General features: G+C 36.3%; 26 protein-coding genes and 2 riboswitches. Of the genes, 22 read left to right on the plus strand and 4 right to left on the minus strand.

What is annotated here, in order from left to right; all coding sequences use genetic code 11:
• Positions 1–40 precede the first annotated feature (40 nt).
• The 7 genes from BLS22_RS01680 to BLS22_RS01705 all read left to right on the plus strand — a co-directional run bounded on the left by BLS22_RS01680 (position 41) and on the right by BLS22_RS01705 (position 6497).
• The gene (locus BLS22_RS01680; protein WP_090549413.1) at positions 41–520 is read left to right on the plus strand and encodes a hypothetical protein; all 480 of its coding nucleotides are present in this window, start codon (positions 41–43) and stop codon (positions 518–520) included.
• Between the two features lie 73 nt (positions 521–593).
• The gene (locus tag BLS22_RS01685; protein WP_090549416.1) at positions 594–1211 is read left to right on the plus strand and encodes a hypothetical protein; all 618 of its coding nucleotides are present in this window, start codon (positions 594–596) and stop codon (positions 1209–1211) included.
• Between the two features lie 21 nt (positions 1212–1232).
• Complete coding sequence (locus tag BLS22_RS01690) at positions 1233–2444, plus strand: signal peptidase I (protein WP_090549418.1); 1212 nt, start codon at positions 1233–1235, stop codon at positions 2442–2444.
• Between the two features lie 265 nt (positions 2445–2709).
• Entirely contained in the window at positions 2710–3294 is a 585-nt protein-coding gene (locus BLS22_RS01695) for a hypothetical protein (RefSeq protein ID WP_090549421.1), read from the plus strand.
• A gap of 137 nt (positions 3295–3431) precedes the next feature.
• On the plus strand, positions 3432–3662 hold the full coding sequence (locus BLS22_RS15585) for a DUF5658 family protein (protein ID WP_408633650.1): 231 nt from the start codon (positions 3432–3434) through the stop codon (positions 3660–3662).
• A 152-nt stretch (positions 3663–3814) separates the two neighbouring features.
• Complete coding sequence (locus BLS22_RS01700; RefSeq protein WP_090549424.1) at positions 3815–4909, plus strand: DUF5305 family protein; 1095 nt, start codon at positions 3815–3817, stop codon at positions 4907–4909.
• A gap of 343 nt (positions 4910–5252) precedes the next feature.
• A complete protein-coding gene (locus BLS22_RS01705; RefSeq protein WP_090549427.1) occupies positions 5253–6497 on the plus strand; it encodes an S-layer homology domain-containing protein in 1245 nt (414 codons plus the stop codon).
• 125 nt (positions 6498–6622) lie between these two features.
• On the opposite strand, the gene BLS22_RS01710 is transcribed toward BLS22_RS01705, so the two are convergent.
• Positions 6623–7966 carry an aminotransferase class III-fold pyridoxal phosphate-dependent enzyme gene (locus tag BLS22_RS01710; RefSeq protein WP_090549430.1) on the minus strand — a complete coding sequence of 448 codons (1344 nt, stop codon included), beginning with the start codon at positions 7964–7966 and terminating at the stop codon, positions 6623–6625.
• 43 nt (positions 7967–8009) lie between these two features.
• Positions 8010–9407, minus strand: a complete 1398-nt coding sequence (locus BLS22_RS01715; RefSeq protein ID WP_090549432.1) for an aldehyde dehydrogenase family protein — start codon at positions 9405–9407, stop codon at positions 8010–8012.
• Between the two features lie 454 nt (positions 9408–9861).
• Between BLS22_RS01715 and BLS22_RS01725 the strand changes: the two genes are divergently transcribed.
• The 5 genes from BLS22_RS01725 to groL all read left to right on the plus strand — a co-directional run bounded on the left by BLS22_RS01725 (position 9862) and on the right by groL (position 15103).
• Complete coding sequence (locus BLS22_RS01725) at positions 9862–11154, plus strand: PepSY domain-containing protein (RefSeq protein ID WP_090549437.1); 1293 nt, start codon at positions 9862–9864, stop codon at positions 11152–11154.
• Positions 11155–11234: 80 nt separating this feature from the next.
• Positions 11235–12119, plus strand: a complete 885-nt coding sequence (locus BLS22_RS01730; protein WP_090549440.1) for a DNA-3-methyladenine glycosylase family protein — start codon at positions 11235–11237, stop codon at positions 12117–12119.
• A 25-nt stretch (positions 12120–12144) separates the two neighbouring features.
• A complete protein-coding gene (locus tag BLS22_RS01735) occupies positions 12145–12861 on the plus strand; it encodes a DUF554 domain-containing protein (RefSeq protein ID WP_090549443.1) in 717 nt (238 codons plus the stop codon).
• 266 nt (positions 12862–13127) lie between these two features.
• The gene (gene groES / locus BLS22_RS01740) at positions 13128–13412 is read left to right on the plus strand and encodes a co-chaperone GroES (RefSeq protein WP_090549445.1); all 285 of its coding nucleotides are present in this window, start codon (positions 13128–13130) and stop codon (positions 13410–13412) included.
• A 56-nt stretch (positions 13413–13468) separates the two neighbouring features.
• Positions 13469–15103, plus strand: coding sequence for a chaperonin GroEL (groL, locus tag BLS22_RS01745; RefSeq protein WP_090549448.1), 1635 nt, complete (start codon positions 13469–13471; stop codon positions 15101–15103).
• A 576-nt stretch (positions 15104–15679) separates the two neighbouring features.
• Here groL and BLS22_RS01750 read toward each other — a convergent pair.
• Positions 15680–15964: a spore coat protein gene (locus tag BLS22_RS01750; protein WP_090549451.1), complete on the minus strand. Its 285-nt coding sequence runs from the start codon at positions 15962–15964 to the stop codon at positions 15680–15682.
• A 43-nt stretch (positions 15965–16007) separates the two neighbouring features.
• Entirely contained in the window at positions 16008–16235 is a 228-nt protein-coding gene (locus BLS22_RS01755) for a hypothetical protein (RefSeq protein WP_244269432.1), read from the minus strand.
• 229 nt (positions 16236–16464) lie between these two features.
• On the opposite strand from BLS22_RS01755, the gene BLS22_RS01760 reads away from it, so the two are divergent.
• The 10 genes from BLS22_RS01760 (at position 16465) to purE (ending at position 26251) form a co-directional block, all read left to right on the plus strand.
• Positions 16465–17562: an aldo/keto reductase gene (locus BLS22_RS01760; RefSeq protein WP_090549454.1), complete on the plus strand. Its 1098-nt coding sequence runs from the start codon at positions 16465–16467 to the stop codon at positions 17560–17562.
• Positions 17563–17576: 14 nt separating this feature from the next.
• Entirely contained in the window at positions 17577–17777 is a 201-nt protein-coding gene (locus BLS22_RS01765; protein ID WP_090549457.1) for a hypothetical protein, read from the plus strand.
• Positions 17778–17913: 136 nt separating this feature from the next.
• A complete protein-coding gene (locus tag BLS22_RS01770; RefSeq protein WP_090549459.1) occupies positions 17914–18312 on the plus strand; it encodes a thioesterase family protein in 399 nt (132 codons plus the stop codon).
• A 56-nt stretch (positions 18313–18368) separates the two neighbouring features.
• Positions 18369–18908 (plus strand): nitroreductase family protein, encoded by a 540-nt coding sequence (locus BLS22_RS01775; protein ID WP_090549462.1) that lies wholly within the window; start codon positions 18369–18371, stop codon positions 18906–18908.
• Positions 18901–19179: a DUF6092 family protein gene (locus BLS22_RS01780; protein ID WP_090549465.1), complete on the plus strand. Its 279-nt coding sequence runs from the start codon at positions 18901–18903 to the stop codon at positions 19177–19179. The genes BLS22_RS01775 and BLS22_RS01780 overlap by 8 nt, the downstream gene beginning before the upstream one ends.
• Before the next feature lie 172 nt (positions 19180–19351).
• Positions 19352–19454: riboswitch (purine riboswitch) on the plus strand.
• Between the two features lie 136 nt (positions 19455–19590).
• Positions 19591–21048: an IMP dehydrogenase gene (gene guaB / locus BLS22_RS01785; protein WP_090549468.1), complete on the plus strand. Its 1458-nt coding sequence runs from the start codon at positions 19591–19593 to the stop codon at positions 21046–21048.
• A 19-nt stretch (positions 21049–21067) separates the two neighbouring features.
• On the plus strand, positions 21068–22600 hold the full coding sequence (guaA, locus tag BLS22_RS01790; protein WP_090549473.1) for a glutamine-hydrolyzing GMP synthase: 1533 nt from the start codon (positions 21068–21070) through the stop codon (positions 22598–22600).
• Positions 22601–22736: 136 nt separating this feature from the next.
• Positions 22737–22838, plus strand: a riboswitch (purine riboswitch).
• Positions 22839–23020: 182 nt separating this feature from the next.
• Positions 23021–24367 (plus strand): NCS2 family permease, encoded by a 1347-nt coding sequence (locus tag BLS22_RS01795; protein ID WP_208974652.1) that lies wholly within the window; start codon positions 23021–23023, stop codon positions 24365–24367.
• Positions 24368–24550: 183 nt separating this feature from the next.
• Complete coding sequence (locus BLS22_RS01800; protein WP_244269433.1) at positions 24551–25702, plus strand: 5-(carboxyamino)imidazole ribonucleotide synthase; 1152 nt, start codon at positions 24551–24553, stop codon at positions 25700–25702.
• A 36-nt stretch (positions 25703–25738) separates the two neighbouring features.
• Positions 25739–26251 (plus strand): 5-(carboxyamino)imidazole ribonucleotide mutase, encoded by a 513-nt coding sequence (gene purE, locus BLS22_RS01805; protein WP_090549479.1) that lies wholly within the window; start codon positions 25739–25741, stop codon positions 26249–26251.
• Positions 26252–26418: the final 167 nt, after the last annotated feature.

The raw sequence follows: 26418 nt of genomic DNA on the forward strand, positions 1-26418 counted from the left end.
GCTTAGTGGAAAATAGTTTGTAAAGAGAGGTGAGTATCCTTTGGCAAAGAAGAAAAGAAAAAGAAAATCCATAGGGAAGTATATCCTATTAATCGGTGCCATCGTTTTCCTGAACCTTATAGGAGTAAGCTACGGCTACTGGAACGATGGTTTACAACTAATTACGTCTATTACTACAGGGAGGTTAGATGTTCGATTTGCAAGGAATCCTTCCGTTAGCATAGAATTACCAGATGTACATTTAACACCAGTAGTTTCCTGGGATGGAGATAGGATAACTATAGAAGGTGAAGTGCCCTCTGAGCACGTGAATCAATGGGTAACATTAAATTATTCTGTAGAAAATACAGGAACCATTCCAGTGAGGCTGGGGGGACAAATCATCCAACCACAAAGCAGTGGATATTTTAATCAAACTATTTCCCTACAAGAACTTTTGCAAAATTCTTCTGAGTATTCTATCCAACGTTCTTTTAACAGCCCTTTAGAATTAAATGTAAGACAATTTAATGATGATTAATATAAAGGTTTGAAAAATAGACTAAGCAGACGGAATGGTGTTGCTTAGCTTCCATTGATAGGGAGGTGTTACAGTGAAAAAAAGAATGGTAATTATTATAGCCAGTGTCATGATGGCCCTCCTCTTTATGTCCAGTGGTTATGGTTTTTGGCAAAAAAGTTTGTCCATAACAGGGAACATAACGCTTGTTGAACCTAAGGTGCCAGAAATAGCATTAGGTGGTGGAGGAGGCTCAGTGGGAGAATGTGAAGAAGACGAAGTAGAATATACAGAAGAAGAATTAACAGACGATGATCATGATGATGGAGAAATAAGTGCTGATAGCGATATAGCTATAGGTATAGATATTGATGGTGACAGAGATAGTTTAAATAGTGAAGAATCTAAGGAAGAAAAAGAACATAAAGAAGAGCCTAAGCAAAAGGAAGGTACAGTAAAACCAGTTGACACAGGAAATCCATCAGATGCCTCAACTACAGGTGACACAACAAATACAACAGATACTACTGAAGCCACGACGCCAACAGAATTTGCAAATAGATCAAATACCCCCGACAATGCCACCAGCACTTCAGATAATGCAAGTAGTACCAAAAGTTCAAGGACAACAAGTAATTCTAGGGGTACAGAAATCTCGAGCAGCTCAGATAGCACTAGTAGTTCTAGTAATTCAGATGATGGAGAAGAATAAAGAAACACAGGGGGACAAAAGATGATAGAAAAAAAGTATTTACCAACAAGAAAATCCAATTCAAAATGCCTTATATTAATTGGATTAATGATAGGATTATATCTCATAGACAATTCATCGGTGGCTTCTCGTGTGGGAAGCCAGCTTTTTATTTATTATATCAAGCCAGCCCTATGGATGGGGCTTACCCTCTTGGTGTGGTGGTTTCCTAAGACACATCCTAAAGGCAAGCTAAGACTTAGGGGATTTGTAAACCTATGGACCCTCAATCTAGGTATTATTTATATTGTTGTGTCTATACTGGCAGGAATCATTGATGGCTTTGGAAGAAGCCCCTATAGTCATACATCTATTGGGATTTTAATGAATATTATTACAGTAGGTTCTGCCATAGTAGGGATTGAATTCATAAGAAGCTATTTAATTAGCAACCTAACAAAGGAGGAGAATTATCTAGTTTTTGTTCTTATAGCATTACTTATGACGATTGTTACCATATCCTTGAATAGATTTTTTAATTTAAAAGAGCTTAAAGATGTGGTTAAATTCATAGCCCAATACTTTGCCCCAGAGTTTTGTAAAAACCTCCTAGCCACCTATTTGGTATTCTTAGGAGGACCTTTGCCAGCAATTATTTATAGGGCTATAGTTGAAGGGTTTCATTGGCTTTCACCTATCCTTCCAAATCTCCAATGGATTACAAAAGCCCTTATAGGCATCCTTTGTCCACTATTTTCTTTATTAGCAATACAAGGTATCTATGGTAAGGAGGCTAGAAAAATCAAAAGGGAAGATGAAGAAGAAGGTTTATTGGGCTGGATGATTACCAGTTTAGTCTCCATTGGTATGATATGGTTTGCAGTAGGGGTATTCCCCATTTATCCATCTGTAGTAGCTACGGGAAGCATGGAGCCCATGATCTATCCTGGAGATGTTATTCTAGTGGAGAAAATAACTGATATAAAGGATATTCATCAACTGAAAGTAGGAGATGTTATTCAATTTCAACGGGAACGCATATTAATATCTCATCGAATCATAGAGATTAAAGAAGACGATGAAGGAATCCTTCGTTATCGGACTCAGGGAGATAATAATTCGGCACCAGATACAGAATTGGTAGGTCCAGAGGATATTAGAGGTACAATTAAAAAAGTAGTACCAAAAGTGGGTTGGCCAACCCTCCTTTTAAAACAAAAGAAAGATGCACCAATGGATTATATAGAATTTTAAATAAGAAAAGATTGTAGGCAGGGTTAAACACCCTGTTTTTGTTGTACAGCCTGTAGGAGTAGAGAGTAAAATACAACAACAGCTTTTGCAAAAAGAATAAATTATACAAAAGTAGTAGTATAGTAGACAATTTGCACTATTGCTATAGCACAAAATTAGCCAAGAAAACTACTCTTTTGCAGGAGGTAAAACCTGTAAAAAATCCCTATAATCAAAGGTGTAAGGTTGATATAACCTAAAAATTTAAAAGAGGAGTGGTTTTAGAATGAAAAAAACAAGATTTATTGCATTAGCTCTTATCGTAGCAGTAGCACTAATGGGTGCTGGTTATGCGGCGTGGACAGATTCAATTGAGATTAACACTACAGTAAATACCGGACAATTAGACGTTCATTTTGTTGATGAAGCAATACTAGTCTTAGATGATTATGTTACAGGTGATGTAGGATATGCCCAAGATGGAAGTGGAGATAATGATTGGGATATAGCAAATGTTACTTTTAGCAATATGTACCCTGGTGCAGTAGCGAAAGTAACACTAAAAATAGCAAACAACAGTACTATTCCAGTAAAAATGAATAGAATTCAGGATACAAGAGATGGTGATTGGACTCACTTTAACCAAATTGGAGCTTCTCTTCGTTTCTTTGATAAAGATGGAACTCCATTGGAATTTGATAATACTACTACCTATGCAAATCCCTGGGAACCCGCTCATTTAGTAAATACTGAACTTCCGGTAGGTGGTTATGCTACTTTAAGCTTTACATTTACAGCCAACGATTCTGTACAGGAAAATAAAACATATACTTTCCGTCCAGAAGCTGTATTCAAGCAATTTAACAAATAGTCTATCAACCTCATAAACAGGGAGAGGATATAAACTTCTCCCTGTTTATTTTTAATGATGCTATAAAGTTATGACAAACCAAAGATTAGGAGTAAATAACTGTCATATTTGTATTTTCAGCCCTAATCTTAGATTGTATTTCAACCTATATAGACATAGTTCAAGGAATAATCGTTGAAGGAAACCCTCTAATGGCAGCAATTTTTGAGTATTCCTTTATAGTAGGTATATTTATTAGAGGGATAATGTCCTTAGCCTTAATGATTCCATTTATTTACGTTAAAAAAAGAAGTAGGAAGCACTATAAATTTTTAGTGACAACCTTTCTTGTGATTTATAGCTTTGGTTTTCCTATTCACCTTCATTAGATTACTGTAGTTGTTTTTATGATTTAATGTAGTTTGAGGATATTATATAAATAAAGGAATAACCATGTCCCCAAATGATTATAATCTATAGCAGGTAAAAAATATGGTTTATGAAATTATTACACATATAAAAGAAATGTGGAGGTGGACACATGAAGATAGTTTTGAATAAGAATCTAAGGATAAGCTTGATATTGATCTTGACAATTATTATAGGTATTACTTCTTTTTCTCTATACAATGAGATGAAGAAGCTGGAGTTTAAAGAAGAACAGGTTTCTTTGTATAGCTATAGAACCAATTCAGATATTAACTATGAGGTTTTTTTAAAGTCCAATATTTTGTTTGATAAGGAGAGCTTAGAAGAAGGTGAGATATATTTTACAGAATTTGTGGATTATATCAAAGCTGACTTTCACTATGGATTTTACGGAGAAACCTCAGCAGATATAACAGGAGATTATAAAGTTATTGCAGTGATGGAGGGCTACGCCAGAGAGGGTGAAGGAGAAAAGGTCATTTGGCAAAAAAACTTTCCTATACTCCCAAAGAAAAGCTTTGAAGTGACAGATAAAGAAATGGCTATCAAAGAGGGAATATCCTTTCAGTTAGATGAATACAATGAATTTGCAGACTTGGTAGCAGAGGCTACAAAAGCACGGACATCCACAAGATTAATTCTCTATATCCATATTAATTTAATAGCTGATACCAATTACGGAGCAGTAGAAGAAAAAATATCTCCAGCAATAGTCATTCCCCTTGGACAAGATCAATTTGCTATAGAAAAACAACTGGTGGGGGAAAAAGAGGAAAGTCTTGAAGAGACGAAACAAGTAGAGATACCTACTGACAGTAAAAAAATATTTTTGTATGGAACCCCTATAGGAATCTTCTTAATTGCACTTATATATCTTATCTTCTTTACGGCTAATAAGCCTCCTAAAAGTAAGCTCGAGAAAACAGTGAGCAAGATATTTAAAAGCCATGGAAGTCGGTTGGTAGCGCTGGATGAAGAAAAGGCAGAGGCCTATAATAATTATTATAGAGTAAGAACCATAGAAGATCTTGTAAAAATTGCTGATGAAATAGAAAAGCCCATCCTTTATCAATACAAATCCAATCCCCAAAATATAACCCAATTTTACATTGTAGATGAAGCCTCTATTTATGTCCTAGACTTAAAGTATTTGGTAGAAGAGTCCAAGGAAACTGAAGCTACAGTAGAAGAAATAAAGAACAATTAAATATAACATTACATTATTTTACAAAACTATTTTAAAGAATAAAAATCTATAGAAATTGTATTAAATAAACTAGAGCTTCTTATAGGAGCAGACTTCTGTGGCTTCTCAGGTTGCCATAGGATCAACTTCTACCATGTAAACCATTCACGGTAGATTATATAGTTACATAGAAACATAAAAGAAGTCCTCATAAAGAAGACTTCTTTTTTCTTCTACTCCTTTTGCACTATAAAAATAACACAAAGTAAGTATTAAAAAGTAATCTTATGAAGGGTGAGAAGCTAAGGGGAAAGAGGTAAAATAGATAGTAGTGTGGATAATATCTTAGCAGGAGGTGAAGGAGATGAAAAATAAGAAAAAGCTCTTGGGAATGACCCTAAAGTTTCTTGTCCTCATATTGCTTGTAGGATTCTTTGCTAGTGATATTATAGAACTTACCTATTCAGTTGTTACACAAAGCACTCCTGATGTAACTATTACTATTAATAACAATGGTACTAGGTTACAAGAAGGTAGTTTGTTTGGTGATGAGCTATGGTATCCAGGGAAAGAGAAGAATGGCATTATTCGGATTCATAATCAGTATAAATCTATAAAAGTCAGCAACCTTGGCATCGATGTCGATTTAAAACATATTAACAAAGCATATGGGTGGGATGAGGTGTATGATTCCTTTATTGAGAACATGAGACTAACCATAACCAGGGGTAAGTTAACTGCTTTTGATAAGAATATCCTTAAGGATAAAAGCTTAGGAGAATTATTAGCTATCTCCAGTAATGAAAGTAAAAATGGGTTAATGCTACCAGTTGAAGATCAATTCACAATTAGAAAGAATGATTTTGTGGACTTAAAATATACACTATTAATGGATAAAAATTCAGGTAATGAACTACAAAACTTAACAGCAGATATATCTTTTCACATTAACCTCCACCAAAATCTAATCAATGATGGTAGTGGCAACGATAATGATAGAGATAAGAAAAAACCAGTAATTAAAGAACCGGGAGAAGATGACGAAGAACTCCTTCTTATACCTAATGATTTAACACCTCAAGGCACTCCCCATTGGGCCCACAACTGTATTGTTACTTTACTAAGGCATGGGATCATTAGCGGTTATCCCGATGGAAGCATAAGACCTGATCAACCTATTACACGAGCAGAATCAGCCGTATTAATTGCAAAGGCCTTGAAAATAGAGGAAGAAAATAAAATTTTCTCTGGATATATAGATCCTCTACCTAAATGGGCAAGGGGCTACATCATCGCCGTATCAGAAAGGGATATTTTTGCAGGTTATCCTATGAAACGCTTCAAGGCCAATAGAAATATCTCCCGTGAAGAGATGGTGACGGTGTTGATAAAGGGTTTTGAAAAAGAATTGTTGGCTGATACTGAATTGAGCTTTAGCGATAGGGAAGATATCGGTGACTGGGCAATAGAATATGTAAAAGCAGGAGTGGGGCATCAGATATTAAGTGGCTATCCAGATGGTAGCTTTAGCCCTAAAAGTCCAATCACTCGGGCTGAGGCCTTCACCATAATATGTAAACTGCTAGGGTTACATGATGAACATATGTAAAAGATAAAATATATTGAGCTTATCAAAAACCTAGAAAGCTAGTTAGGATAGCTTTCCAGGTTTTTCTTTTTTAAAAAATAACTTCTGCAGATTTCAAAAATCTGCAGAAGTTATTAGAAGCGTTTTTAACTAATCATATTGTCAACATAGTCTAAAACCTTATCCATGATATCCATTGCTTCCATTAACTCCATCTCTGATATCGTTAATGGAGGAGCTACGATTAGAATATTGTCATGGTTATAGGTGGCGAAGCCTTCACTGCTTAACATACCAAGAATTTTTTTCATGATTTTTTCAGGGTCATTACCATAAGGTACGATAGGTTCCTTTGAGGTCCTATCCTTTACTAATTCAATGCCAGAGAATAAACCTATGTAACGGACATCTCCGACACATTTGTGCTTAGTCTTAAGATTTTCTAGAATTTCTCCTAAAATTATACCCATTCGCTTAGAGTTTTCCAAAAGCTTTTCTTCTTTATAAACATCGATGGTAGCAATAGCAGCAGCACAGCCCAAAGGATGACCGCTATAGGTTAAGCCGCACCATAGGGTGTTATCATCAAAGAATTTAGCGATATCCTTACTTACAAGTACACCACCTAATGGAACATAACCACAGGTAACCCCTTTAGCAAAAGTGATGAGATCCGGTTCTATATCCCAATGATTTACCGCAAACCACTCTCCTGTTCTTCCCCAGCCCGCCATAACTTCGTCACAAACCATCATAATATTGAACTCATTACAAAGCTCCCTTACACCCTTGAGGTAACCCTCTGGTGGAATAATAATACCATTACTGCCGGTTACAGTTTCTAAGAAGATGGCAGCAATTTTATCAGGACCTTCAAATAAAATCTGTTCCCTAAGCTGACTTATATAATATTTGGTGGCTTCCTTTTCATCACTAAAGGCAATTGGTGCCCGGTATAGATAGGGATCAAAGAACTTCACGAATCCAGGAATCCCTGGTTCGCTGGGGAATCTTCTTTTTTCTCCTGTAAGATTAGCGGCACCGTAGGTAGCCCCATGATAGGATCGATATCTTGAGAAAATTTTATATTTTCCAGTATACATTCTGGCAATTTTAATAGCATTTTCATTGGCCTCTGCGCCAGCATTAGTAAAGAAAACCTTGCCCATATTGTCAGGTGCAACCTCTACAATTTTCCTTGCAGCCTCTGATTTTACATCGAAGGCATAACCAGGGCCCATAAAAGCCATTTTTTCTGTCTGCTCTTTAATAGCTTCTACAACCTTTTTGTTTCCATGACCAATATTCATATTAACAAGCTGGGAAGACATATCAAAATACCGCTTTCCATCGGCATCCCAAAAGTAAATACCTTCAGCTTTTGTAATAACCTTTGGAGCTAGTCCTCCTTGGGGACTCCATGAATGAAGATTATAGGCTAAAGAATCTTTTTTTATCTTTTCACCATAATTCATGATGGCTTGTGTCATTTTTATTCCTCCTCAATTTTAATATAGGGTATTTAGTAAATTATTAATCATTCATAACCTCTCCAAACAACTCTTCATCGGTAGGCATGGTATTTTCTATTGGCGAAGATACCCATGTTACATTAATTAATTGCTTCCATGTGATATTTTCTGATGAAATGTTACCACCCCATGTTCCACAGCCTAAGGTCAATGTCATTGGCATGCCATTGGTCCAAGCTCCACTGTTGGCTAAACATTGGGGCTGTCTTACCATAATACGGCTTGTTTTGGTTTTTAGGGCAAACTCTTCAACACGTGCTTGATTAAAGGTATGGATGCCGCAGGAATGTCCTCGTCCATGATAGGAGGTTATGGCATTAACTTTATCTATAGCTTCTTGGAATTCATTGTATTTATATAGAGTTGTCACCACAGAAAGCTTTTCTCCTGAGAAGGGATAAGCGGCTCCTACTCCTGTTTCCTCTACCATAAAGAAGGTTTTTTCCTCTGGCAAATCTATTCCTGCTTCCTTTGCTATGGTTTGGGCTGATTGAGCAATAATTTTTGGACTTAAATGACCATCCACCCACATAGCTGCTTGAAGCTTTTCTTTTTCTTCAGCACCTACTAAATAACCACCTTCTTCTTGCAGGTATGTCACTAGTTTATCATAAACACCTTCTTGAATGACACAGGAGTTTTCTGTTGAACAGCTGGTGGCATAATCAAAGGTTTTGCTTCGCATAATTTTATTGGCTGTATCCTTTAGGTCGGCGGTTTCATCCACCACTGTAACAGCATTTCCTTGACCAACTCCGTAGGCGGGTGTTCCTGAGCTATAGGCTGCATGGACCAGTCCTCCACCGCCAGTTGCCAATACTAGATCTGCTTGCTTCATAAGTTCATTACTAGCCTCCATGGTGGGCTCTTCAATGGCAATAACCAAATCCTCCGGTGCTCCATATTTCTTTAAAGTATCCCTTATGATACTTGTAATATGGGCATTGGTTTTCTTGGTTCTTGGGTGGGGTGAAAGAATAATGGCGTTTCTTCCCTTAATGGCGAACATAGCCTTGGCTACCGGTGTGGCCTCTGGGTTGGTGCAGGGGACTAGAGCTGCTATAACCCCAACTGGTTTTGCTACTTTCATTAATCCCTTCTCTGTATCCCTTTCTATGATCCCTACAGATTTTTGTCCCTTCATGTCCCTTAGGGGACCTTTGATTTTTGTCATCAATTTACCATATTTTCCGTCATAGTTACCCATCCCCGATTCTTCTACCGCCATTTTGGCAATCTCTTGGGCAACTCCATCTTTAGTAATATTCCAAGCAATAGCTGTTATCAGTTGATCTACCTTTTCTTGGGTAAATCCATCGGCTATTTCTTGGGCTTTTCTTGCTCTTGCAATTAAATCTGCTACATAGTCTGCAGCATTTACAGTTGCAACTGTACTCATTTACATTACCTCCTTAGTATAAAGATTTATATAATTGGTTTTGCCTAGCTACTATCAAATTAAGTGCAATTATTATGCCAAAAAATAAATCTCAACAATGATGCTTTTACAACAGATAAAATAATTAATATTTTTAAAATTTAGAATATTGATTCAAAAATGTATCAACTGTATTCCTTTCTTTTTAAAAACCAATAACCAAACAGGATTCCACCGATAAGGGAGGAAGACAACTCTTTGATACAAAAAAGTATCAAAGAGATACGGAAATAAATCATCATAGTGTTCACCATCAAAGTTTCTACATTACCTTTTAGATAAACTATTTGAAATAGTTGTTGAAAAAAGTTAACCAATGAATCCTCCCAAGGAAGACTTTTTTATTTTTAATACTCAAATTCCTATGTTTGTGGTATGATAAATAGTAGAAAAGAAGCTAGGAGGAGCTATCTCTATGAAAAAATATACAAAAACCATGCTGATGATATTATTATTAGGCAGTATCATAATTAATATGGTCTATTATAGAAATATAAAGGATGCAGAGGAAAAAATAAATCATGTCAATACCATCATTGCTTCTAATGTAGAGAGCAACATGAGACAAAGCATTATGTATATACAGGAACTGATAGATACAGGTTCTCCTCAAGCCCTTCAAAATCTTGAAAGAACCGTTGGTACCCTTACATTGGCCTTTAATCATTGGGTAGATCTAAATCAAACCAGGAGAAACCCCAATGAAAGGATGCAAAGGAGCTTGTCTAGTATAGAAGGCTTAAGAAATATTATTAATCATCATTTAAGTAATCAATATACAATTAATGAAAATCAACTACTAGAAGCAGATATCCAAATGCTAGAAAATGTAAATGAGCAATTAAAGCGGTTGCTATTGGTTTATCACAACATAGAGGACAGGCTATTGGAATTGAAAAATCCTATTGCCAGTGACGGTGGATTAATTCAAATCTCTGACAATCTTGAAGAAATTACTAGACTTTATAGGCATAGTAAGCTTCCCAATAAACACCCTAAGTATATAACCTATGAGGAAGCTATAGTAGAGGTGGAAAAGAAAATTCCATTTTTAAAGGATTTTTCTATAAAGGAAGAAAAACCCCAGGTTATAATAAGAGATGGTATCCATTATTATGAGGTGAATTATTTTGAGGATAAAGAAGAAGCTTATTATGTATGGGCAGACGCTACCGATGGAAACATTCGTAATTTTGAATTAAGAAAAAATATTTATAATGGCAAAATGCTATCACAAAATGAGGCCATTGCCATTGCTAGAAATTTCACGAATAAATTTTATCGAGGTGACATGAAGGAAGAAATGTTTTATATGGAGGATAAAGACGGAGGAGATGCAATATATTCCTTTAGATTTACTCCTATTAAAGAAGATGTTGGGATTGTAAGCGATGCTTCTATCATTAATGTATCTACTAGCTCGGGAGAGGTTTTAAAATATACCAATGACTTTACGGATACAAGGATAATGCCACAGGAGGAGGTCTTTTCTCCAGAGGAACTGCAGGAAAGACATAAAGAGGAGTTTGGGATGCTGGAGTATCAAGATTTAGCAGTGGTACGATCCTTTTATACCCGTTATCAACCGAGGTTAACCTATAGATTCAAAACTATGCACAATCAACAGGAAACCATGATATTTATTGATGTTACTACAGGAATGCCTGTTTATCAATTGTATTATGTACATTATCCAATCTTTAACTAATGGCAGGTGAAGTGAAATCCTTGTAGCAACCTGAAATACAGGGGGTTAGATGGGAGATCTAGTCTATAAAGGAGCGAAGAATGCGGTTAGATATTGTTTATAAAAATAAGGAAGTAATCATAAAGGATGTAAAAGACTTTGAACCTCAACATGTCTTTGAGTGTGGTCAATGTTTTCGATGGACTAGAGAGGAAGATGGCAGCTATACGGGGGTGGCCTTTAAGCAGGTGATTAACGTAAAAAAAGTAGACAATGATTTAATTATTCTCAATACCACCAAAGAGGACTTTATCGATATATGGATGGACTACTTCGACCTTACTACAGACTATGGAGCTATCAAGGAAAGGCTAACCCATGGGGATCATATTATGAAGAGAGCTGTAGCCTTTGGAAATGGCATCCGGATTTTGCAACAGGAACCATGGGAAACCTTAATATCCTTCATAATATCCTCCAACAACAATATCCCTCGGATTAAAGGGGCTATTGAATTGCTATGCCAAAGGTATGGGGAATATCTAGGGGAATTCTGGGGGGAAAAAAGGTATAGTTTTCCTGAACCACAAGTACTGGCAGCATTAAGGCTAGAAGAAATAACAGCCTGTGGAACTGGATATCGAGCCCCTTATATTCAGCACACTTCTTGTCAGGTTATCAAGGCTCTAGATGAATTTATGTCTTTAAAAAAATTGGATTTACAGGAGTGTCAAAAGAAATTAATGAATTATCAAGGTGTTGGACCGAAGGTAGCCCATTGTATTTTATTTTTTTCCATGGGTAAAATGGAGGCTTTTCCTGTAGATGTGTGGGTCAAACGAATTATGGAGCATCTTTATTTCAATAAAGAAACACCAGCGGGGGTAATACAGGAATTTGCTAGAGAAAGATATGGAGAGTATGCAGGCTACGGACAGCAATATTTGTTTTACTATGCTAGAGAATTAGGAATTGGGAAAAAGTAAACTTAAAATGGGGGAATAGATTCAGATGTTAGGAACAATTGTCAATGCAATAGCTATTATAGTTGGGGGAACTGTAGGTTTACTCTTAAGAAAAGGTATTCCAGATAGATATAAGGTTACCATTATGCAAGGGCTAGGTCTAAGTATTTTAGCAATTGGATTAATGGGAGCCTTTAAAAGTGAAAATATTTTAGTTGTAATTACTAGCATTGTATTAGGAAGCATTATAGGGGAAAAGTTGAAGGTATCGGATAAATTGGACAACTTAGGAATTTGGATTGAAAACAGAACTGGTAAGGGAGAGGGCTCTGTTGCCAAAGGATTTGTAACTGCAAGCTTAATTTATTGTGTAGGGGCGATGGCAATTGTAGGTGCTCTAGAAAGTGGGTTAACTGGAAATCATGAAACCCTCTACGCTAAATCACTATTAGATGGGATTTCTTCCGTTATTTTTGCTTCAAGTTTAGGCATTGGTGTTATATTTTCAGCTGCAGCTGTTTTTGTTTATCAAGGACTTATTACACTTACAGCAGGAGCTGTAAAATATCTTTTGGTGGAAAGTGTAGTACAGGAGATGTCGGCGGTAGGAGGGCTTCTTATTGTAGGTATATCCTTTAATATATTAGAAATCAAACGGGTTTCCGTTGCCAATATGTTGCCAGCAGTATTCTTACCCATATTCTATCAACTACTAGAGCCGGTTTTTTTAACTGTTACTGCTGTTATTCAAAATCTATTTTAATGGATTTTTACTACAAGGAGCTATGGATTATTCCATAGCTTTTGAAATTTTAAGGAAAATAATGAAAAATAATAAAATAGCTAGATAAATGGTAATAATTAAGTGTAATTGGTTATAATAGCAAATGGTGGAGTTTGCTTGGTAAAATTCTTTTATATAATATTATAAATGTAGTTAGCACTCTCTAATGATGAGTGCTAACAAAATGACAGGCAAGAAATTTTGAAAAAATAAAAATAAAACAATATTGTTAAGGAGGTTAAATTATGAACATTAAACCATTAGGTGACAGAGTTGTTATTAAGAAGGTGGAAGCTGAAGAAACAACAAAAAGTGGTATCTTACTACCAGGTAGTGCAAAAGAGCAACCTCAAATGGCTGAAGTTGTTGCTGTAGGGCCAGGGGGAGTAGTAGATGGTAAGGAGATTACAATGGAAGTAAAAGTAGGAGATAAGGTAATCTTCTCAAAATATGCAGGAACAGAAGTGAAGTTTGATGGTGAAGAGTACACAATTTTAAGACAAAACGATATTTTGGCAATTGTTGAATAAACCCAAGATAATACATAAATAATTGAGAAATTAAATCGGTCAAGGAGGGTATTAAAATGGCAAAGGAAATTAAATTCAGTGAAAATGCTAGACGTGCTTTAGAAGCAGGTGTAAATAAGCTTGCAGACACTGTAAAGGTGACATTAGGACCTAAGGGAAGAAATGTTGTTATTGATAAAAAGTTTGGTTCTCCATTAATTACAAATGATGGCGTTACTATAGCTAGAGAAATTGAATTAGAGGATGCCTATGAAAATATGGGTGCTCAATTAGTAAAGGAAGTTGCTACTAAGACCAACGATGTGGCTGGAGACGGTACAACAACAGCTACTCTATTGGCTCAAGCTATTATTAGAGAAGGTATTAAAAACGTAGCAGCTGGAGCAAATCCAATGATTCTTAAAAAAGGTATTGAAAAGGCTGTGAATGTAGCAGTAGAAGAATTGAAGAATATTTCTAAATCAGTAGAAAGTAAAGAAGCTGTTGCACAGGTAGGAGCTATTTCCGCTGGTGATGAAGAAATTGGAAGCTTAATCGCTGATGCTATGGAGAGAGTAGGAAAAGATGGGGTTATTACTGTAGAGGAATCTAAGTCCATGGGTACTACTTTAGATGTAGTGGAGGGTATGCAATTTGATAGAGGCTATTTATCTCCCTATATGGTAACAGATACAGAAAAAATGGAAGCTGTATTAAATGAGCCATATGTTTTAATTACAGATAAGAAGATCTCTAACATACAAGAAATCCTACCAGTATTAGAGCAAATTGTACAACAAGGGAAAAAATTATTAATTATTGCTGAAGATGTTGAAGGTGAAGCTCTAGCTACATTGGTTGTCAATAAATTAAGGGGTACCTTTGAGTGTGTAGCTGTAAAAGCTCCTGGTTTTGGTGATAGAAGAAAAGCTATGCTGGAAGACATCGCTATCTTAACAGGTGGGACTGTTATCTCTGAAGAGTTAGGTTATGAACTAAAATCTGTCACCCTTGATATGTTAGGAACTGCTAGAACTGTAAAGGTAGACAAAGAAAATACAACTATTGTAGAAGGCAGTGGCGATCAAAAATCAATTAAAGACAGAGTTCATCAGATTAAAGTACAAATCGAGGAAACAACCTCTGAATTTGATAAAGAAAAGCTTCAAGAAAGATTGGCTAAATTATCTGGTGGTGTAGCTGTAATTCAAGTAGGTGCTGCTACTGAAACAGAGTTGAAGGAAAGAAAGCTTAGAATTGAAGATGCACTAAATGCTACAAGAGCTGCTGTTGAAGAAGGTATCGTACCTGGCGGTGGTACAGCATTGACAAATGTTATCTCAGCTGTAGAAGGAATCATTGATACAGTTGCAGGAGATGAAAAAACAGGTGTTCAAATTATTAGAAGAGCTTTAGAGGAGCCTGTAAGACAAATTGCTGAAAATGCAGGACTTGAAGGTTCTGTTATTGTAGAAAAAGTGATGAATGCTGAAAAGGGTATTGGCTTTGATGCATTAAATGAAAAATATGTAAACATGATTGAAGCTGGTATAGTAGACCCAACAAAGGTAACAAGATCTGCATTACAAAACGCTGCATCTATTTCAGCTATGTTATTAACAACTGAAGCGGCTGTTGTAGATATCAAGGAAGATGAGCCTGGAATGCCTGGTGGTATGGGGGGCATGGGCGGCGGTATGCCAATGATGTAATCTTTAAAAAAGTTAATGGGAGTGGAGGCTGACCTCTACTCCTGTTTTTTTGCCCCTGTATAAGTGACCAACATGAAAGTTACAAATCAAACTTTGGGCCATCTATTAATTGGAAAAAATTACAAATAAAAAAATTAAAAAAATATTGATAATTATCATAATATTTGCTATAATATAGGTAAGAATCCTTCTCTAAGCAAGTCAAGTCAAATCAAGAAGTTCAGTAAGTTAAAAGAATTAAGAATTAAGAATTAAGAATTAAGAATTAAGAATTAAGAATTTGAAGTTTGATTTGAAAATATTGACGGAGGTAATTGGAAAAAGGATTTTAGGAAGAGTAAGTAAAGCAAGTAAAGCAAGTAAAGTAAGTAAAGTAAGTAAAGTAAGTGGAATAAGTAAGTATCAGTAAATTAACAAAGTAAAATTGCAACAAAAAATTATTGGGATTTAAAGAAGGGAATTGTATAAGAGAATTGAGTATAGAAGAGTTTTACGGATTTGCCGAGAAGGATTCTATATGTATATAAATCAGGTTTTCAATTTATTGAAAACCTGATTTGTTTTTTTGAAGCTATATTATTGCAGGTCGTTTTTCATCTGGTTGTACTTAGTTTTAGCATTTTGTACGTCTTGAGCTGGAGCTTGCTTTGTTTGATACCAGCCTCTTTGTTGCATAGCATTGAAAATATTATATTGGATATGCTGAGAATCATTTAAACAACTGGTTAAGTGCTGTCTTAGGTTTGGACAGGAAGTCTCGGTGATACCAACATTATAAGCTGATGTTACTTGTTTTTCAGATGCTAAAAGATCATTCATTAATTCTTTTTCTGTGAAGCTAGCTTGATGATTGTTATTCATAGGGCAACCTCCTTATAGTTTCAAAACACTGACTATAGATAGACTATTGATGGGAATTTAGATAGTTTAACAATTCGTTATAATGCTGCTTATGTTTTTGTGCAGCCTGCTGACATAAATTTTTCAACTCAGTATCGGTACAGTACCCGGCATAAGTTGCAAACTTTTTGTTCATCATAGATTCATAGTTTAATTGATCTTCTAATACCTTCAGATTATTAGCATCTAAATTAGGTATACCTTGATTGTTCATAGTATTGTTCATTATCATTATAACCTCCTAGAAGTTTAATAGAAATCTGTTCCTTTCTTAGTATGTAACAAAATAGAAAAGATATAAATTGTAAAAAAAGACAGAGCTGCAGAAAATTTTTAATCAATGGATTGCCAAGAAAACAGGAAGAAATTAGGAAAATATTAGAAAAACAAAAGAATTTGATGTATAATAAAAATTAAGACAAAATTACATAGACAATACTAGAAAATAAGGAGGCATTTAGATGATTTATCGTGATTATGGAGCTACGGGAAAAAAGGTTTCGGTTATTGGTTTTGGTGGAATGAGATTTGGTGAAGACGAAGATTATGCTGCTGAAGTAGTGAGAAGGGCAAATGAATTAGGAATTAATTATTTTGATACAGCTCCTGTTTACTGTAATGATCGAAGTGAATCAATTTTTGGTAAAGCCTTTAAAAAAATGCCAAAGGAGTTTTATATCTCTACCAAAAGTATGGTAAGTAAAGATCCAGATGCCGATGCAGTAAGAAAAAGAATTGAAAACTCTCTACAGCGAATAGGGGTAGATAAAATTAATTTTTTTCATATGTGGTGCATTATGGACTTAGAACAATATAAAAAGGTAATGGCTCCTGGAGGACCCTATGAAGGAGCTTTAAAGGCTAAGGAGGAAGGTTTAATTGAACATTTAGTATTTTCTACCCACTGTAAAGGTGAGGATATTCGTACCATCATTGAAGACAAGGTTTTTGAAGGGGTATTATTGGGATACAACGTTATGAATCATCCCTTCCGACAAGAGGGTGTAAGGGCAGCCTTAGAGCATAATATAGGGGTGGTTACCATGAACCCTCTAGGAGGAGGTTTAATCCCTCAGCATAAAGAATACTTTGATTTTATAAGACAACACGAAGACGAAACAGTTATTCAAGGGGCTTTAAGATTTAATGCTGCCCAAGAAGGAATTACAGTAGCATTGGCTGGTATGGGTACTATAGAAGAAGTAGAGGAAAATATTAATACATTAAAATACCCATTAACCTTCTCACAGGAAAAAACCCAGGAAATTCAAGAAAAAATTATTCATGACATGGACTCCCTTTGTACAACCTGTCAATACTGTACAAAATGTCCTAAAAAAATAAATATACCTAATTATTTACAAGCCTATAATCTATTGCTTTTAAAGGATGCTGAAGAGATGCAAAAGCATATTGCTTGGTTAAAGCAGGAGGGAAGAATTAAGGCAAACCACACTACACCAGCAGATTGTATAGAATGTGGAAAGTGTGAGGAGTTATGCACCCAAAAACTACCTATTATAAAAAGGTTAAAAGAGATGGCAGAGCTATATCGATAATAAGGAGGGGGCTTATGAATAAGGATGAAGAAAAGCTTGTAGTTGAAGGCAAGGAAATTTTATGTCCTATATGTGGCCATGATAAATACTGGACAAGAGAAACTTTAATGAATACAGCAGGAGCAAGCTTTTTAGGCTTCGATTGGGCAAATAAGGCAGCCACTAATTATGTCTGTCATCAATGCGGTTATGTCCTTTGGTTTTTAGGTAAATAATCAAGAATAGGACATAGTTATACTATATTTAACCTTAGCCTTAGCCTTAGCCTTAACCTTGATAAATCACTAAAAGTAGGGAAGGGTCAAAATTTCGATAAAAGAATAATTTAATTTATATGAGGGGTGTTGGAAAATGGATTTTAATTTGAGGGTAGGCATGAGCCAGAAAGTGGAGATAAAGGTGGAGTTAAAGGACACCGCAGTATCCTTTGGAAGTGGTGGTGTGAAGGTTCTAGCCACCCCAATGATGATTACTCTAATGGAAAATGCAGCCCTAAAGGCTGTAGATACAAATTTGCCTGAGGGGTATGGAACGGTGGGAACCCATTTAGATGTAAAGCATTTAGCCGCCACACCTATCGGAATGAAGGCCTATGCTGAAGCTGAGTTGGTAAAGATAGAGGGGAAAAAGCTACTTTTCAATGTGACAGCCTATGATGAGCAGGAAAAGATAGGGGAAGGAACCCATACTAGGTATATTATACCAGTAGATGCATTTATACAAAGAACTAATGAAAAACTTAATGGGTAGAAATAGAAAAGGTGACCATAGTCACCTTTTTAAGTAAGAAAAAAAGGGGTGACTCTATGGATTTAATTAAAGCTATCAGGGAAAGAAGAAGTATAAGAAAATTTCAAGATACAAAGGTTTCTAGAGAAAAAATTATAGATATTATTGATAAGGCAATATGGGCCCCATCAGGAAGTAATACGCAGGCATGGAGGTTTATTATTATAGATGAAGAGGCACAACAAAAGAAATTAAAGCTTTTTGCTCCTGGCCTATCGGGAAATCCGCCTGTTACCTTAGCCATATGTATGGATTTGAAGGAAGCAGAAAAAAAGGGAGGGAGATTGGGAAGCAATGAACTGGTTTTATATGATGCTGGAATAGTATGCCAAAACATTGGATTGTTAGCATTGGAGCATAAGCTGGGGACATGTATCGTTGCCTCCTTTAATAAGAAGGGGGTGCAAGAAATTTTGGGATTACCTAATGAAGTAAAGCCATTTCTATTAATGTCCCTTGGCTACCCTGAAATAGTACCATCACCACCAGTTAGAAAAAAGATGGGAGAAATTATTTATTGGCAAAGATATGGTAAGGAGGAGGAGCAAATTGAATAATTTACAATCGGTAAAGGAAGAATTAGAAGAGATAATGTTTTTTTTGATTACCAGCGCTCGAGGCTGTATAGATGAACCAGCTAGTTATGGACCATTACGTTTGCTGGAAGCCGCCAGTAGATTGACGGATGTTGTCGGAAAACATAATGACAGCTATATAAAACTTAAAGATGAAATCAATAATAGTATGGATATTGCTTTAATAGATGAAGAAAAATTTCAAGAACAATTAGATGATATTATTTTACATTTAGCCAAAGAAGTTAGATAAATTAATCCTAGTATCGTCTTTGCTGTAGTGTTTCCTTTAAAGAATAATATTGGGTATTAGAAAATAGGTACATTAGCAAATATGAAAAGACCAACAAAGGTATAAATAAGAAAAAAAATTGTTGTTGACAATTGTAAAAGCATCTGTTAATTTATATAGTATTAATAAAATATAACCCGATAAAAACAACGCTCATATAATATCGATAATATGGATCGATAGTTTCTACCTTTGGAACCGTAAATCCCTAGACTATGGGTGAAGTTATTATATTTCAGCGGGGCTTTATAGAGGAGGATTCTATGGGGTTTTGCTAAGTTTTATATATATTTCATAAAACCTGTATAATAATTTCACTCTTATGAGAGAGTAATTATTATATGGGTTTTTATTTTAGAAGGAGGCTGAACTATGGAAGATAAAATTGTAAAGGAAGGACTAACCTTTGATGATGTCCTATTAATACCAGCTAAGTCAGAAGTACTGCCTAACCAAGTAGATTTATCTACTTACTTAACAAAGACGATTAAATTAAATATTCCCTTAATGAGTGCCGGAATGGATACCGTGACGGAGGGGAAAATGGCTATTTCTATGGCAAGAGAAGGTGGAATTGGTATTATCCACAAAAATATGTCTATAGAAGAACAGGCCCTGGAAGTCGATAAAGTAAAACGAAGCGAGCATGGTGTTATCGTAGACCCCTTCTTTTTATCCCCAGAGCATGCTGTATCCGATGCTTTAGAGCTGATGGAACGGTATCATATCTCAGGTGTACCTATAACTGTAAAGGGGAAGCTGGTGGGGATTATCACCAATCGTGACATTCGTTTTGAGACCAACTATGCAAGACTTATTTCTGAAGTGATGACCAAAGAAAATCTCGTAACGGCAAAAGAAGGCATCACTATGGATGAAGCTCAACAAATATTGATGAAAAATAAAATAGAAAAGCTTCCTATTGTGGATGACGAGGGGATGTTAAAAGGGTTAATTACTATAAAGGATATTGAAAAGGCTATAAAATATCCCAACTCTGCCAAGGACAAAGGCGGCAGGCTTTTAGCCGGCGCTGCTGTAGGAATAACCAATGATATGTTAGAGAGGGTAGATGCTCTTTATAAAGCTAAGGTAGATGTAATAGTGGTGGATACAGCCCATGGACATTCTAGAGGTGTTGTTGAGGCTGTAAGGAAGGTTAAGAATAATTATCCAGAGCTTCAGGTAATTGCAGGAAACGTAGCTACGGCAGCAGCAACGGTGGAATTAATCGAAGCAGGAGCCGATGCTATAAAAGTAGGAATCGGTCCAGGTTCTATTTGTACTACAAGAGTAATCGCTGGTATAGGTGTTCCTCAAATTACCGCCGTATACGATTGTGCTAAGGCTGCAAAGGCCTATGGTATTCCAGTAATTGCAGATGGAGGGATTAAATATTCAGGAGATATTACAAAGGCAGTGGCAGCTGGAGCCAATGTTGCTATGATAGGCTCTTTATTTGCAGGAACAGAGGAAAGTCCTGGAGAAACAGTAATTTTTAAAGGAAGAAGCTTTAAAACCTATCGTGGTATGGGTTCCATTGCTGCTATGGAAAAGGGAAGCAAAGACAGATATTTCCAGGAAGATAATAAAAAGCTAGTGCCAGAGGGTGTAGAAGGAAAGGTTCCCTATAAAGGTCCTCTAAAGGATACAGTTCTGCAGTTAATGGGGGGATTGAGATCTGGTATGGGCTATTGTGGAACACCTACCATAACAGACCTGCAGGAAAATGGAAGATTCATTAGAATTACGGGGGCTGGATTAAAGGAAAGTCATCCCCATGACATCACCATTACAAAGGAAGCTCCTAACTATAGTGTAGGGGAATAACCAAGAGAGGATGAATACCATGACCAATGAAGGAATTTTAATTTTAGACTTTGGTGGACAATATAATCAATTGATTGCAAGAAGGGTAAGGGAATGCAATGTATATTGTGAGGTTGTACCCTATAAGGTTTCTATAGAAGAAGTGAAGGCTAAAAATCCAAAGGGAATTATTTTTACTGGAGGACCAGCCAGTGTTTATGGTGATAACTCTCCTAAATGTGACGAAGGTATTTTGCAACTAGATATTCCGATTTTAGGTATTTGCTATGGTGGGCAATTGATGGCAGAAGCCTTGGGGGGTAAAGTAAATGCTGCAACAAAAAGAGAATATGGAAAAACTCCTTTAGCTTTAGAAGGAAACTCCTTATTACTTAATGATATACCTCAAAATAGTATTTGTTGGATGAGTCATACAGACTTTATTGAAAAGGCACCAGAGGATTTTATTATTACAGCTGCAACAGAGGATTGTCCAGTGGCTGCCATGGAAAATAGAGATAAAAAACTTTATGCTGTTCAATTTCATCCGGAGGTAGAGCACACAGAAGCAGGGAAGGAAATATTGAAAAATTTCTTATATGAAGTATGTGGCTGTGAAGGAAAGTGGACAACAGAAAATTATATAGAAGAAGAAATTCAAAACATTAAAGCCATAGCAGGAGACAAAAAGGTTCTATGCGCCCTCTCGGGGGGAGTGGATTCCTCTGTAGCTGCGGTGTTGGTACATAAAGCCGTAGGGGACAATTTAACCTGTGTTTTTGTAGATCATGGACTCCTCCGTAAGGATGAAGGAGATCAGGTAGAGGAACTATTTAAAAATAAATTTAAAATGAACTTTATTCGGGTTAATGCCAAGGAACGTTTCTTAGGAAAATTAGCTGGTATAGAAGAACCTGAGAAAAAAAGAAAAATTATTGGTGAAGAATTTATCCGTCTTTTTGAGGAAGAAGCTAAAAAGCTTGGAAAGGTGGACTACTTAGTACAGGGAACTCTTTATCCTGACATTATCGAAAGTGGTACAGAAACCGCTTCTGTTATCAAAAGTCATCACAATGTAGGAGGCTTACCAGAGGATATGGAGTTTCAACTGATAGAGCCCTTTAAATATTTGTTTAAGGACGAGGTAAGGGCTGTTGGTACAGAGCTGGGTCTACCAGAGGAAGTTGTTTGGAGACAACCCTTCCCAGGACCAGGATTGGCTGTGCGGGTATTAGGAGAGATTACTGAAGAAAAGCTGAACATTGTACGGGAAGCCGATGCTATTGTACGGGAAGAAATCAAAAAAGCTGGTTTGGACAGGGATATATGGCAGTACTTTGCAGTATTACCTGGAATCAAAAGTGTAGGGGTGATGGGGGACGAAAGAACCTATTCCCATACCATTGGCATTCGTGCCATCACCAGCTCCGATGCCATGACGGCTGATTGGGCCAAAATTCCCCATGAAGTTTTAGATAAAATGTCGAGAAGAATTGTCAACGAAGTAGATGATGTAAATAGAATTGTTTATGATATAACCTCCAAGCCGCCAGCTACAGTGGAGTGGGAATAACATAACTTAAAGGGTGAAATGACAAGTAATATTCGTATATATACAAACTTAATGAAAAAATAATAAAAAAATATTCGAAATTCCATTGACCTTTAGAAGGGCATCTGTTATTATAAAAATATGGAAATGCAGACTTGCTACTTGACAATAGAAAACTCATATAGTGTCGATAATAGGGTTCGACAGTTTCTACAGGATGACCGTAAATCATTCTACTATGGGTGAAAGTGTACCTAGGGTTCCGTTCTTTATATACATACAAAGAAGCTGGTCCAAGCGGTACAGGCATTCCTGCAATGTTACACCGATGGGAAAAAAGCCCGGGCGGATAGGTTTCACTATGATGAGATCTATCCGTCCGGGATTATTTTTTTAAAAAAAATGGAATTATAACATTAAAACAAAGGAGGATTTATGTCAATGAGTACAAACAATACGTCAGCATTAGACAAAATGTTTAAGCTGACAGAAAACAAAACAGATGTAAAAACGGAAATTATCGCAGGTATTACCACTTTCATCACAATGGCCTACATTTTATTTGTAAACCCAGATATACTATCTATTGCCGGCATGGACTTTAATGCTGTATTTATGGCAACATGTTTATCAGCAGCTATTGGTACCTTAATAATGGGTTTTTACGCTAATTTACCTTTTGCTCAAGCCCCTGGCATGGGATTAAATGCTTTCTTTACCTTCGGGGTTGTTTTAGGATTAGGCTATACTTGGGAACAGGCTTTAGCAGCAATTTTTATTTCAGGAATTGTATTTATTTTATTAACTGTGACAGGCCTCAGAACTGCAATTGTAGAAGCTATACCTAACTCACTAAAACATGCTATCGGTGGGGGTATTGGATTATTTATTGCTTTACTTGGATTCAAAAACTCAGGAATTGTAATACCCTATGAAGCTACTTTAGTAAGCCTAGGAAGCTTTGCAGATCCTAAAGTGTTATTATCTGTAATTGGTTTAGTTATCACAGGGATATTGATGATAAAAAATGTTAAGGGAGCCATTTTAATAGGAATACTTACAACAATGGTAATTGGTATACCTATGGGGGTGACGGATACTTCTGTGGCGATGGACTTCTCCTTTGACATTCGACCTACACTATTTAAAATGGATTTACCAGGACTATTGAGGATTGGCGAAGCTGGTGTAGTAGGTGCAATAACCAGTGTGTTAACAGTTGTTATTTCCTTTAGCTTAGTAGACATGTTTGATACAATCGGTACATTAATTGGTACCGGGGCTAAAGCAAAAATGCTAGATGAAAAGGGAAGACTACCTAATATGAATAAAGCCTTAATGGCCGATGCTGTAGCAACCTCTGCCGGAGCATTATTGGGAACATCTACTGTAACAACCTACGTAGAATCTGCAGCTGGTGTAGCTGAAGGTGGCAAAACTGGATTAACTGCAGTAACAACAGGTGTATTATTTATATTTTCTATACTTTTAGCACCATTTGCCCTCATGGTACCACCTCAAGCAACAGCCCCAGCTCTAATTATTGTAGGGGTGCTGATGATGGGAACTGTGAAGGAAATCAATTTTGATGACTTTAGTGAAGCGTTACCTGCCTTCTTAACAATTGCAGTAATGCCTTTCTCCTTCAGTATTGCTAATGGTATTGCGGCAGGCCTAGTATTTTATCCAATTGTTAAGCTTGTCAAAGGAGAAGGAAAAGAAGTTCATCCAGCAATTTATATACTAGCAATATTATTTATTCTAAGATTTACGATCTTACCCCACTAATTGAAAAGCAGCTAAGGAAGTCTTAGCTGCTTTTGCTAACAAAAAATGGGAAAATTTTTTTCGAAGGGAGTAACCCTTCCTGTAGATGAACAAACTAATAGACCAGCACAAAAGTTAAAAACAGAACCTTCGATTGTCTACTTATGAATTAAGTTTCATTTTCTGAATAGGGAGTGTATTAGATTGAATTTCAAAAACATTGGAATAATTGGTGGGGGACAGTTGGGGAAGATGATGGTATTAGAGGGGAAAAAACTAGGGCTTCACTTTAACATTTTGGACCCAAGCCATGACTGTCCAGCCTCCTCCATTGCGGATCAACATATTATAGGAAACTTTTATGATCAGGAAAAAATCCAGAGTTTGGCAGAAATAAGTGATGTAATTACCTATGAATTTGAACATATTGATGCTGATATGCTAGTTGAATTAGAAAAGCAAGGCCATAGGATTTATCCTTCTCCCAGCACCTTAAAAATCATTCAAAATAAATATGAACAAAAAAACTTTTTACAGAAATATGGTTTGTCTGTACCGAAGTTTCAGAAGGTAGTCTCTATAGAGGATATCGATAGAGCTACTGAGGAATATGGTTTTCCTTTGATACTAAAAAGCTGTAAAGGTGGTTATGATGGGAAGGGGAATTATGTTATTAAGACCAAAGGTGATATAAAAAAGGCCTATGGGAATTTAGGTGGGAGCCATAGAGATTTAATGATAGAGGCCTATATACCCTTCAAAATGGAGATATCTGTCCTCATAGCAAGAGGAATAACTGGAGAAATGAAGATATATCCTTTGGCTGAAAACATTCATGAGAACAATATTTTGAAAACCACTATTGCACCTGCAAGAGTAAGGAGAGAAACAGAAGAAAAAGCCCATAAACTGGCCCTCAAGACAATGGAAATTTTAAAGGGTATAGGTATTTTCTGTATTGAGATGTTTGTAGACCAAGAAGATAATCTATTTATCAATGAAATTGCTCCCCGTACCCATAATTCAGGGCATTATACCATAGAGGGCTGCAGCACCTCTCAATTTTATCAGCACCTTCGAGGAATTTTGGGACTACCTCTAGGAGATACTAGTCTAGTGAAGGAAGCAGTTATGATAAATCTTTTAGGGGAAGAGGGATATGTAGGAAAGACAAAGGTGACGGGTGTAGAGAAAGCTTTAGCCCTATCTGGAGTTTATGTTCATATTTATGGAAAAACAGATACCAAGCCCAACAGAAAAATGGGGCACGCTACAATAGTTGATACAAATGTAGCATCAGCATTGAAAAAAGCAGATTATGTTAGAGATATATTAAAAATAATAAGTGAAGATTAAGGGTAGATGATAATGAAAAGTTTGGAGGGACATGCAATGAAAAGTCCAGTTGTGGCTATCATCATGGGAAGTGATTCTGACTTACCAGTGATGAAGGAATCAGCAGAAATCCTTGAGGAATTAGGGGTAGCCTATGAATGTACCATTGTGTCAGCCCATCGTACTCCCCATAAAATGTTTGAATATGCCAAAGAAGCTGAAGAACGGGGACTTCAAGTGATTATTGCAGGGGCAGGAGGAGCTGCCCATCTGCCAGGTATGGTGGCTTCCTTAACCAATCTTCCTGTAATTGGGGTTCCAGTAAAGAGTAAGACCCTAAATGGATTAGACTCCCTCTATTCCATTGTTCAAATGCCCCCTGGAATTCCAGTGGCTACAGTAGCCATTAATGGAGCTAAAAATGCAGGGATTTTAGGAGCTCAAATTATAGCCTTGCAAAATAAAGAGGTAAAGAAAAAACTTAAAGAATATCAACAAAACCTTAAAGAAATAGTAGAAAAAAAAGCTACAAACCTAGAGGAACTAGGTTGGAGAGATTATCATGTATAAAGTAGAAAAGCTGAAAATGTTATATCAAGGAAAATCCTAAAAACGTCTATAAAACCAATCATCAAAATAAGTACATTTAGCAATAGCAACAAAAGAGGAAACCAAATAATAAAGATTAAGGATGTATTTTAAGATGGAGGGTTTTAAACCTATAGATTTTAAATTAG

It is taken from the genome of Natronincola ferrireducens (assembly GCF_900100845.1).
Lineage (GTDB): Bacteria > Bacillota > Clostridia > Peptostreptococcales > Natronincolaceae > Natronincola_B > Natronincola_B ferrireducens.

Coding starts and splice junctions, on each gene's coding strand:
- BLS22_RS01690 (WP_090549418.1), top strand. CDS start 1,233: ATGATAGAAAAAAAGTATTTACCAACAAGAAAATCCAATTCAAAATGC.
- BLS22_RS01695 (WP_090549421.1), top strand. CDS start 2,710: ATGAAAAAAACAAGATTTATTGCATTAGCTCTTATCGTAGCAGTAGCA.
- BLS22_RS01700 (WP_090549424.1), top strand. CDS start 3,815: ATGAAGATAGTTTTGAATAAGAATCTAAGGATAAGCTTGATATTGATC.
- BLS22_RS01705 (WP_090549427.1), top strand. CDS start 5,253: ATGAAAAATAAGAAAAAGCTCTTGGGAATGACCCTAAAGTTTCTTGTC.
- BLS22_RS01710 (WP_090549430.1), bottom strand. CDS start 7,966: ATGACACAAGCCATCATGAATTATGGTGAAAAGATAAAAAAAGATTCT.
- BLS22_RS01715 (WP_090549432.1), bottom strand. CDS start 9,407: ATGAGTACAGTTGCAACTGTAAATGCTGCAGACTATGTAGCAGATTTA.
- BLS22_RS01725 (WP_090549437.1), top strand. CDS start 9,862: ATGAAAAAATATACAAAAACCATGCTGATGATATTATTATTAGGCAGT.
- BLS22_RS01730 (WP_090549440.1), top strand. CDS start 11,235: ATGCGGTTAGATATTGTTTATAAAAATAAGGAAGTAATCATAAAGGAT.
- BLS22_RS01735 (WP_090549443.1), top strand. CDS start 12,145: ATGTTAGGAACAATTGTCAATGCAATAGCTATTATAGTTGGGGGAACT.
- groES (WP_090549445.1), top strand. CDS start 13,128: ATGAACATTAAACCATTAGGTGACAGAGTTGTTATTAAGAAGGTGGAA.
- groL (WP_090549448.1), top strand. CDS start 13,469: ATGGCAAAGGAAATTAAATTCAGTGAAAATGCTAGACGTGCTTTAGAA.
- BLS22_RS01750 (WP_090549451.1), bottom strand. CDS start 15,964: ATGAATAACAATCATCAAGCTAGCTTCACAGAAAAAGAATTAATGAAT.
- BLS22_RS01755 (WP_244269432.1), bottom strand. CDS start 16,235: ATGATAATGAACAATACTATGAACAATCAAGGTATACCTAATTTAGAT.
- BLS22_RS01760 (WP_090549454.1), top strand. CDS start 16,465: ATGATTTATCGTGATTATGGAGCTACGGGAAAAAAGGTTTCGGTTATT.
- BLS22_RS01765 (WP_090549457.1), top strand. CDS start 17,577: ATGAATAAGGATGAAGAAAAGCTTGTAGTTGAAGGCAAGGAAATTTTA.
- BLS22_RS01770 (WP_090549459.1), top strand. CDS start 17,914: ATGGATTTTAATTTGAGGGTAGGCATGAGCCAGAAAGTGGAGATAAAG.
- BLS22_RS01775 (WP_090549462.1), top strand. CDS start 18,369: ATGGATTTAATTAAAGCTATCAGGGAAAGAAGAAGTATAAGAAAATTT.
- guaB (WP_090549468.1), top strand. CDS start 19,591: ATGGAAGATAAAATTGTAAAGGAAGGACTAACCTTTGATGATGTCCTA.
- guaA (WP_090549473.1), top strand. CDS start 21,068: ATGACCAATGAAGGAATTTTAATTTTAGACTTTGGTGGACAATATAAT.
- BLS22_RS01795 (WP_208974652.1), top strand. CDS start 23,021: ATGAGTACAAACAATACGTCAGCATTAGACAAAATGTTTAAGCTGACA.
- purE (WP_090549479.1), top strand. CDS start 25,739: ATGAAAAGTCCAGTTGTGGCTATCATCATGGGAAGTGATTCTGACTTA.